Annotated in this window: 8 protein-coding genes and 1 tRNA gene; 3 read left to right on the top strand and 6 right to left on the bottom strand. The window is 69.8% G+C overall.

Features of this window, described 5'->3' with window-relative positions; genetic code table 11:
- Window positions 1-31: 31 nt before the first annotated feature.
- The 5 genes from rplA to ACFTQE_RS14440 form a co-directional block, all read right to left on the bottom strand.
- Entirely contained in the window at window positions 32-721 is a 690-nt protein-coding gene (rplA, locus tag ACFTQE_RS14460; protein ID WP_376925730.1) for a 50S ribosomal protein L1, read from the bottom strand.
- Between the two features lie 100 nt (window positions 722-821).
- Window positions 822-1,250, bottom strand: coding sequence for a 50S ribosomal protein L11 (gene rplK, locus ACFTQE_RS14455; protein WP_022891467.1), 429 nt, complete (start codon window positions 1,248-1,250; stop codon window positions 822-824).
- 161 nt (window positions 1,251-1,411) lie between these two features.
- On the bottom strand, window positions 1,412-2,338 hold the full coding sequence (gene nusG / locus ACFTQE_RS14450) for a transcription termination/antitermination protein NusG (protein ID WP_376925729.1): 927 nt from the start codon (window positions 2,336-2,338) through the stop codon (window positions 1,412-1,414).
- A 64-nt stretch (window positions 2,339-2,402) separates the two neighbouring features.
- The gene (gene secE / locus ACFTQE_RS14445) at window positions 2,403-2,678 is read right to left on the bottom strand and encodes a preprotein translocase subunit SecE (protein ID WP_056007694.1); all 276 of its coding nucleotides are present in this window, start codon (window positions 2,676-2,678) and stop codon (window positions 2,403-2,405) included.
- A gap of 40 nt (window positions 2,679-2,718) precedes the next feature.
- A tRNA-Trp gene (locus ACFTQE_RS14440) sits at window positions 2,719-2,791 on the bottom strand.
- Between the two features lie 241 nt (window positions 2,792-3,032).
- Between ACFTQE_RS14440 and ACFTQE_RS14435 the strand changes: the two genes are divergently transcribed.
- Window positions 3,033-4,550, top strand: coding sequence for a deoxyguanosinetriphosphate triphosphohydrolase family protein (locus ACFTQE_RS14435; protein WP_376925728.1), 1,518 nt, complete (start codon window positions 3,033-3,035; stop codon window positions 4,548-4,550).
- On the opposite strand, the gene ACFTQE_RS14430 is transcribed toward ACFTQE_RS14435, so the two are convergent.
- On the bottom strand, window positions 4,478-7,543 hold the full coding sequence (locus tag ACFTQE_RS14430) for a hypothetical protein (RefSeq protein ID WP_376925731.1): 3,066 nt from the start codon (window positions 7,541-7,543) through the stop codon (window positions 4,478-4,480). The genes ACFTQE_RS14435 and ACFTQE_RS14430 overlap by 73 nt on opposite strands.
- Before the next feature lie 182 nt (window positions 7,544-7,725).
- On the opposite strand from ACFTQE_RS14430, the gene ACFTQE_RS14425 reads away from it, so the two are divergent.
- Complete coding sequence (locus tag ACFTQE_RS14425; RefSeq protein WP_376925727.1) at window positions 7,726-8,130, top strand: hypothetical protein; 405 nt, start codon at window positions 7,726-7,728, stop codon at window positions 8,128-8,130.
- Between the two features lie 86 nt (window positions 8,131-8,216).
- Window positions 8,217-9,434: a pyridoxal phosphate-dependent aminotransferase gene (locus ACFTQE_RS14420; RefSeq protein WP_376925726.1), complete on the top strand. Its 1,218-nt coding sequence runs from the start codon at window positions 8,217-8,219 to the stop codon at window positions 9,432-9,434.
- The last annotated feature ends 12 nt before the right edge of the window (window positions 9,435-9,446 follow it).

The raw sequence follows: 9,446 nt of genomic DNA, 5'->3' as shown, positions 1-9,446 counted from the left end.
CGGCGGGCCCTTCGTGCAGTCTGCGGTGAGACTAGATGGCGTTGACGTCCAGCGGGATGCCGGGGCCGAACGTGGTCGACACGGCGCCCTTCTGGATGTAGCGGCCCTTCGAGCTCGACGGCTTCAGGCGCAGGACCTCTTCGAGAGCCGCCTTGGCGTTCTCTTCGAGCTGCTCCTTGGTGAACGAGGCCTTGCCGACGACGAAGTGCACGTTGGCGTGCTTGTCGACGCGGAACTCGATCTTGCCGCCCTTGATGTCGGAGACGGCCTGGCCGACGTTCGGGGTCACGGTGCCGGTCTTCGGGTTGGGCATGAGGCCGCGCGGGCCGAGCACCTTGCCGAGACGGCCGACCTGGCCCATGAGCTCGGGGGTCGAGACCGCCGAGTCGAACGCGGTGTAGCCGCCGGCGACCTTCTCGATGAGCTCGGCGCCGCCGACCTCGTCGGCGCCGGCTGCGATCGCAGCCTCAGCGGCGGGGCCGGTCGCGAACACGATGACGCGAGCGGTCTTGCCGGTGCCGTGCGGGAGGATGACGGTGCCGCGCACCATCTGGTCCGCCTTGCGGGGGTCGACGCCGAGCTTCAGCGCGACCTCGACGGTCGAGTCGAACTTCGCCGAGCCCGTCTCCTTCGCGAGGGCCACTGCCTCGGTCGGGGTGTAGAACTTGCCGTCTTCGATCTTGTCGGCCGCGGCGCGGTAGGCCTTGGACTTCTTTGCCATGTTGCTTCTCCTTGAGAGAGTGTGGTCATCTGCGCCTGGCGGGCGCTGCCACTGAATGCTGAGTTCTGGTGAACGGATGCCGCGTGGCATCCGTCGAGGCCTATTCGACCGTGATGCCCATCGAGCGAGCGGTGCCCGCGATGATCTTCGACGCTGCGTCGAGGTCGTTGGCGTTGAGGTCGACCATCTTCGACTCGGCGATCTCGCGCACCTGAGCCTGGGTCAGCTTGCCGACCTTGGTGGTGTGGGGGACGCCGGAGCCCTTGGCGACGCCGGCAGCCTTCTTGATGAGCTCGGCGGCGGGCGGGGTCTTCAGGATGAAGGTGAACGAGCGGTCTTCGTAGACCGTGATCTCGACGGGGATGACGTTGCCGCGCTGGGCTTCGGTCGCCGCGTTGTACGCCTTGCAGAACTCCATGATGTTCACGCCGTGCTGACCCAGGGCCGGGCCGATGGGCGGGGCCGGGTTCGCGGCGCCGGCCTTGATCTGAAGCTTGATCAGACCGGTGACCTTCTTCTTCGGTGCCATGATTTCTCTCTTTCTGTTCGAACGCCCCGGTTTCCGGGGCACTCTCCCGCAACCCGGCCGTTCCGGGATGCGGTGATCTGAAGTGCTGTTGCCAGCGCGTGCCAGACGCAGCACAACCCTCCGATTGTACCGGAGGGCCGCTGCGTACTGTCTGGGAGGTGTTAGAGCTTGGTGACCTGGTCGAAGCTGAGCTCGACCGGGGTCTCGCGCTCGAAGAGCGAGACGAGCACGATGAGCTTGCCGCTCTCGGGCTTGATCTCGCTGATCGTGCCGGGCAGGCCCGCGAACGAGCCGTCCTTGATCGTGATGGTCTCGCCGACCTCGAAGTCGACCTCGGCGGGGATCGCACGGGCCGCACCGGCGGCGGAACCGGCCTTCGCACCCTTGACGGGGGCGACGTCCTTGATCTCGACGAGGCTCTTCAGCATGCCGAAGGCCTCTTCGAAGCGGAGGGGGGTCGGGTTGTGCGCGTTGCCGACGAAGCCGGTGACACCGGGCGTGTGGCGGATGACCGACCACGAGTCCTCGTTGAGGTCCATGCGCACGAGCACGTAGCCGGGGATGCGGACGCGCGTGACCATCTTGCGCTGGCCGTTCTTGATCTCGACGACGTCTTCCATCGGCACTTCGACCTGGTAGATGTAGTCGGCCATGGCCATCGACTCGCGGCGCTGCTCGATGTTCGCCTTCACGCGGCGCTCGAAGCCCGCGTAGGAGTGGATGACGTACCACTTGCCGGGGAGGAACCGGAGCTCGGCGCGGAACTCCGCGTACGGGTCGGCCTGCTCCTCGTCTTCTTCGATGACGGCCTCGACGGCGGCCTCGGCCTCTTCGGCCGAGTCGATGTCGAGTGCGTCGTCGACCACGGCGTCGGCCTCGGGGTCGGTCGACTCGGCGATCGCGTCGAGCACGGCGTCGAGGTCGACGTCGTTGCCCTCGTCGTCGACGACGTGCACGGCGCGGTGCTCGGCCGGCTCGACCGAGTCCTCTTCATGCTCGAGGGTGTTGCCCGTCTGCGCCTCGTCGTCTTCGGCCGACTGCTCGGCAGCCGTGGCCCAGTCGACGTCGTCGCGCTCAGTCCTTGACACTTCTCTCAATCCTTTTCTCCGGTGCGCCAGCGGCGAACCGGATCCGTCGAACCCGAAGGTCCGATCAGACCCCCGGTGTTCCGAAGACGTACAGCACCAGCCAGCCGAACACCTGATCGAACGCCCACACGATCGCCATCATGATGATGACGAACACGAGCACCACAGTCGTGAAACTGAGGAGCTCCTTGCGGGTCGGCGTGACGACCTTCTTCAGCTCGGCGATGACCTGCCGGATGAACAGGGCGACGCGCGAAAAGGGGTTCCGACGCGCGGCGCGATCGCGCTTCGCGTTGGCGACGACGTCTTCACTCGGTTCGTCGATTACTTTTCGTGCCACCTCGTACACCTTTCGTGGGCCGGCAATCACTGCCGGCTCGCAGGGCGGACAGGACTCGAACCTGCAACCTGCGGTTTTGGAGACCGCTGCTCTACCAATTGAGCCACCGCCCTATGGAACGACCGGGTGACCGGGGCTGTTCCACTGGTTGCCGAGCGCCACGATTCCCTTGCGTTTCTCACCAGGTGAAAGCCCGAAAATAGGCGCAGAGAATCTTGGCTGACTTCAACAACCTCACCAAGTGTATGCGACGCCGCAGGCAGAGTAAAGCCGAGCGGATGCCCCGCCGCCGGCGCCGCCCCCGAGGCATCCGAATCGCCCGCGGCGACGGGTCGATCGGCTTAGATTGAGCGCATGACGATCGACCGCGCATCGCGCCTCGTTCCGGAGCCGCGCAGCAGCGCCGAGGTCACCGGCGAGCACTCGCAGTTCCGCCTCGACCTCGAGCGCATCCGATTCTCGCCGTACTTCTCGCGGCTCTCCGCCGTCACCCAGGTCATCGCGCAGCCGGGCGCGGGCCCCCTCATCCACAACCGGCTCACGCACTCGATCAAGGTCACCGCGGTCGCGCGGGCGATCGCGGTGAAGCTGACGGATGCCGCGTCACCGGCGCGCGAACTCGCGCTCGAGCACGGCTGCGACGCCGTCGTGGTGCAGGCCGCGGCGAGCGCGCACGACCTCGGCCACCCGCCGTTCGGGCACCTCGGCGAACGGGTGCTCGACCGGCTCGCACGCGAGACGCTCGGCCTCGTCGACGGCTTCGAGGGCAACGCGCAGAGCTACCGGATCCTCACGGCGCTCGACGTCAGCGAGGCCGCTCCGCGCGGGCTGAACCTCACGGCGGCGGTGCGCACGGCCGTCGCGAAGTACCCGTGGACCAGATACATCGACGCCTCCTCCTTCGGCGACGGGCCGCTGCCGCGCGGCCTGCGCCGCACCGCGCAGGGCATCGAGGTGCCCAAGTACTCGGCGTACGGCATCGACGCCCTCGACCTCGAGCAGGCCCGCGCCGGGCTGCCGCCGATGCAGCAGTCGCTCGAGTGCTCGATCATGGACATCGCCGACGACGTCGCCTACTCGATCCACGACGTCGACGACTTCTACCGGGCCGGCGTGCTCAGCCAGGGCGCCGTGGCGCGGGAGTTCCGCGGCTGGATCGAGGGCGGCTCCCAGCTGCGCGAGCTCGACGAAGCGGCCCTCGACGCCCGCACCGCCCCTGCTGGCAGCGCGCTCGAGGCCCTCCGCCGCAAGTTCGCCCGCGACGATCCATGGGTGGCCGCCGACGACGCGTTCGCCGACGCGGTCGACGTCGTCGCCGACGATCTCGTCGACGGACTGCTGGCGACGCCGTTCGACGGATCGATCGCCTCGGAGCGCGCGCTCTCGTCGTTCACGAACCGGTGGATCAGCCACCTGCAGTCATCGGTCGTGCCCGCGCCGCACAACGTCGTGCGCTCGGGTCTCGTGACCCTCGATCGCCAGGCCTGGCACGAGGTCGAGATCCTGAAGTTCGTGCACCGGCACTTCATCCTCGACCGCGCCGACATCGTCATGTACCAGCGCGGGCTCAGCCGGGTGCTCGCCCGGGCCGTCAAGGGGCTCACCGCCTGGGCGACCGACGAGCACGACCGCGACCGGGTTCCGCAGCGCCTGAAGGAGCTCGTGGACATCGCGACCGACGGCTACGCGGCGCTGCGGCACGAGCGCCCCGACGGCGTTCCGATCCCCGCGGCGGGCGACGTGCGCCGGCTCGGAGTCGGTCGCGGCGTGATCGACTACGTCGCGTCGCTCTCCGACGATCAGGCGCTCGCGGTGTCGGAGGCGCTCGACGGGCGGCCCGACCGGCTGTGGGACATCGGCCAGAACCTCTGACCCAGCGCGACGCAGGCCGCGCCGACCACGACGAGCACGGCGCCGGCGATCGCGACCCACCACGCGGTGTCCGCCGGGATGTCGAGGTAGACGCTGATGCCGAGGATGCGCGAGAGCCCCCACGGCAGCAGGGCCATCTCGTCGTTCCACGTGGTGAGCGCCGACTCGAGGCCGATCAGGCCGATGAGCGAGCCGAACACCGCGAGCACGCCGCCGATGCCCGCGACGACCGCGCCGGTCGCCCGGAGCGCCCCCCGCTCGACGGCGAGCGCCCAGGCCGCGGCGACCACGACCCAACCGAACGCGGCGAACGCGACGGCGATGTAGACCGAGCGCCCGACCGGGTTCGTCCAGAACTCGAACCAGTAGCCGCCCGGCCCCGTCGGCGCCAGCACGACGAGCAGCAGCGCCACGCGCAGCATCGCGGCCCCTCCGATGGCCGCGATCACCGGCCACGCCGAGCGACGACCGAGCGCGAGCCAGACGACCCCCGCGAACAGCACCCAGCCGCCGAGGGTCACGAGCAGGTGCGACGGGGCGAGGAACCAGGTCTGGATGCCGCGGCTCGCCACGAGGAAGACGGCGGGCACGCCGACCAGCAGCACCCGGTCGAGTCGGCCGAGACCCTCGACCACCTCGCGTGCTCGCCATGGCCTGGTTCCGGCGATCCACAGCGCGCGTGCGGCCCGGGCGCCGGGCCATCCGGCACGGGCGAAGCCGCCAGCGATGCCGTGGGCCAGCCATGCGGCGAGCAGCACGAGGGCGACGCGCGCGGCCCACGCCATCGGCAGGTCGCGCACGGCCCGCTCGACACCGAGCTCGGCCGCCGTCAGGTTGTACGCGGGCAGGTACGGGTCGCCCGCGTAGGCGGCCTCATGCGCGGCAGCTGATGCCTCGAACGCCCGCCGCGCGGCATCCCACCGCTCGTATGCCGCCGAGTCGCCGGTGTCGTGCCACTCCGCCTGCCGGAGGAACATCTCGCGGTAGTCGCCGAGCATCGCGGAGGTGTTGGCCTGGTAGTCGAGGGTGTCGAGGAACGCCGTGCGCAGTACGGGGTCGCGCCAGCTCGCGGCATCCGTCGCCTCGATCGCCGACTGCATGCGCTCGACCGCGGCGATCGCGCGGTCGCCGCCCGCGATCGCCTCGTCGAGCTCGTCGCGGCTGATCTCGTAGATCACGTTCAGCACCGCGCTGTCGCCGGTGAGGATGTCCCACTCGAAGATCCACATCATGGGCGGCGGTTCGAGCCCGATCGCGAAGACCCGGCGGTCGGCGAACGGGCCGATGTAGAGCCCGTCGGTGATGGCGTCGCGGGACTGCGCCATCGCCTCGCCGATCGCCGCGACGGTCGCCGGGTCGCCCGAGAACCAGCGCCGCGCCCAGTCGGCCGTGATCGCGGCGGGGTCGGCCTCGGGGTCGCGTGCGAGACGCACGGCGAGCTCGGTGTTGAGCTCGTAGAGCTGCCAGAAGCCGGCCTTCAGCTCGAGCGAGAGCGGGCCGGCCCGCCATGGGCCGCCGTCCTGGGTCCACGTCCAGATTCCCTCGACGCGCGGGTTGGCGGCGATGAACCGCTGCAGCGCCTCCTGGTAGAGCACTCCGAGGTCGTTTGGGAACGCGCCGAAGTTCTCGAACTCGCGACGACTCTGGAACTCGACGATGCGTCGCTGCTCGCCGATCTCGAGGGTGTGGTTCAGCGGCAGGTGGCTGTAGAAGTCGCCGAGCGTGTACTTCGTCGACACGATGAGCGCATCGGAGTCGATGCCCGCGAGCACCGCCTCGTAGGAGGCGTCGTTCGTGTGCATGTCGCCGACGGCGCCGACGCCGACGCTCCAACTGCGGAAGATCACCTCGCGGTCGGCGCGCTCGGCCTGCTCGGTGAACGCCGTGAGCATGGCCCGCACCGAGTCGACCGTGGTGACGGCGAGCTTCGAGTAGTAGTCCCAGCCCGGCAGGTCGTAGACGCGGCCCGCCTCGCCGATGCGGATGAGCACGCCGTCGAGGTAGGGCATCTCGGCGTAGAGCTCGTCGAGGCCGGCCGAGTAGACCTCCCAGAACTCGGGGTCCTCGGTGGCGAGGCCGCCGAAGCGCTCGACGAGGTACTCCTCGAGCGGCGTCGTGAGCGTGAGCATGTCGGTGCGGAAGTACACGTCGAGCCCGGCGTCGTGCGCGTACTCCCACATCGGCCCGAACGCCTCCCGCATCGCGTGCGCGCGGGCGACGTGCGAATCGTCGGGGTCGTAGACGTCGGTGCCGTCGCCGACGCCCGAGAAGGTCAGGTACTCGACGAACCCGGGGATGGCGATCGCGTTGTACCCCTCGGCGAGCGCGTGCCGCACATAGGCCTCGAAGTCCGTGCGGGCGACCGCGAGCGCGTCGTCGTCGATGTAGGGCGCCTCGGCGAGGATGACGTCGGCGAAGGCCTTCGAGTTGTGCGAGTAGTCGTCACCGGCCACCCACTCCGACTCGTCGACCGTCACGCCGACGGCGCCGAGGTCGACCATGCGGAAGCCGAGGCGGGAGTCGATCGTCTCGCCGAGCTGTTCGGTCACGCTCCGGCGGTCGCGAACCGCGGCGGCGAGGTCGTAGACCCCGAGCACGGCGCCGGCCTCGGATGCCGCGACCACGCGCAGCGCGTCGGGGGCCCCCTCGAGGCGGTAGGACTCGTCGTCGTCGCCCGCACCCGCCGCCTGGCCATCGCCGATGACGACGTCGAGGGTGGCCGTGCCGTCGGTCGCGTCCGCATCGGCGACCGCGTCACGCAGCTCGTCGACCGCTAGCTCCATGCGGAGCGATGGCGGCGCGGTGATCGCGGTGAACTCGGGCGGAAGGATCGACGGGGTCTCGGGCGCGGCCGCGAGCACCTCCGCCGGGATGTCGGACGGTTCGCTGCGGATGCCGAGCTCGTCGGCGAGCACGACGGCGACGCCGGCGCCCAGCGCCACGAGCACCGTGAGCGCGACACCGGCGAGGATTCCCCGTCGGGTTCGCGCCATCACGTGGGCAGCGTAGCAAGAGTGGGACAGATGTCCCAGAAAATGTTCGCCGCGAACGCGTCTCGGCGCCGCGCCCGGCATCCGTTGCCCTGCTTCGTCACCACGCGCTAACGTGACGCCAGCACCATCTGCGTCGACGCAGATCGCGTCGACGCTGCATCGATGCGAAAGGGAGTGTCACCATGAGCGAGACGCAAGTCACCGGCTGGGTCGGTTGGGGAGTCTTCGCGGCGATCATGCTCATCATCGCCGGCGGTTTCGACGTGCTGTACGGCTTCATCGCGCTCGCCATGCCCGACAGCGCGTACCTCACGACCGGCGGCGGAGCGCTGTTCCTGTTCGACGTGCAGGGCTGGGGCTGGTGGCACGTGATCAGCGGCGCCCTGCTCGTGCTGATCGGCGCCGCCCTGTTCTCGGGCGCGACGTGGGCTCGGGTCGTGGCCATCATCCTCGTGATCGTCAACGCCATCGGGCAGCTCTTCCTGCTGCCCGTGCAGCCCTGGTGGTCGCTCATCGTGCTCGCACTCGACTTCCTCGTGATCTATGCGCTCACGGTGCACGGCCGCGAGCTCAAGACCCGGAGCTGAGGCGAACACCGGCTCGGATGCTGCGGCTTCCGGTCGCGGCATCCGAGCCCTGTCATGCGCGGCCCGCGCGCCGTAGGCTGGTGCTCGTGACCGAACACCCTCGCCTCTCCGCCCGCATCGCCGCCATCGCCGAGTCCGCGACCCTCAAGGTCGACGCGAAGGCGAAGGCCCTCCAGGCCGAGGGGCGCCCGGTCATCTCGTACGCGGCGGGCGAGCCCGACTTCGCGACGCCCGAGTACATCGTCGAGGCGGCGCTCGCGGCGACGCACGACCCGAAGAACTACCGGTACACGCCGGCGGCCGGCCTGCCCGAACTGCGCGAGGCGGTCGCGGCGAAGACCCTCCGCGACTCGGGCCTCGAGGTCTCCCCCGGCCAGGTCGTCGTCACGAACGGCGGCAAGCAGGCGGTCTACCAGGCGTTCCAGACACTGCTCGACCCGGGCGACGAGGTGCTCGTGCCGACGCCCTACTGGACCACGTACCCCGAGGCGATCAAGCTCGCCGGCGGCGTGCAGGTCGACGTCTTCGCGGGCTCCGACCAGGGCTACCTGGTGACGGTCGCCCAGCTCGAGGCCGCGCGCACCGACCGCACGAAGGTGCTGCTCTTCGTCTCGCCGTCGAACCCGACCGGCGCCGTCTACTCCCCCGAGCAGACCCGCGAGATCGGCGAATGGGCGCTCGAGCACGGCATCTGGGTCGTCGCCGACGAGATCTACCAGAACCTCACCTACGCCGAGGAGCCCGACGGCGTGCCGCCGCGTGCCGTCTCGATCGTCGAGGCCGTTCCCGAGCTCGCGAACCAGACGATCCTCGTCAACGGCGTCGCGAAGACGTACGCCATGACGGGCTGGCGCCTCGGCTGGATGGTCGGGCCCGCCGATGTCATCAAGGGCGCGGCGAACCTGCAGTCGCACCTCTCGTCGAACGTGTCGAACATCTCGCAGCGCGCCGCGATCGCCGCGCTCAACGGCCCGCAGGACGCGGTCGAGGAGATGCGCCGCGCGTTCGACCGTCGCCGCCGCACGATCGTCGCCGAGCTCTCCAAGATCGACGGCATGACGGTGCCGGTGCCGCAGGGCGCCTTCTACGTCTACCCCGATGTCACCGGCCTGCTCGGCCGCGAATGGGGCGGCGTCACGCCGACGACCTCGCTCGAGCTCGCCGACCTGATCCTCGACCAGGCCGAGGTCGCCGCGGTGCCCGGTGAGGCCTTCGGTCCGTCGGGCTACCTGCGCCTCAGCTACGCGCTCGGCGACGCACCGCTCCTCGAGGGCGTGCAGCGCCTGCAGCGCCTCTTCTCCTGACTCGCGGTCACT

It is taken from the genome of Agromyces sp. NPDC056965 (genome assembly GCF_042673425.1).
Classification (GTDB): Bacteria; Actinomycetota; Actinomycetes; order Actinomycetales; family Microbacteriaceae; genus Agromyces.
This window is presented reverse-complemented; position numbering and strand designations above follow the sequence as displayed.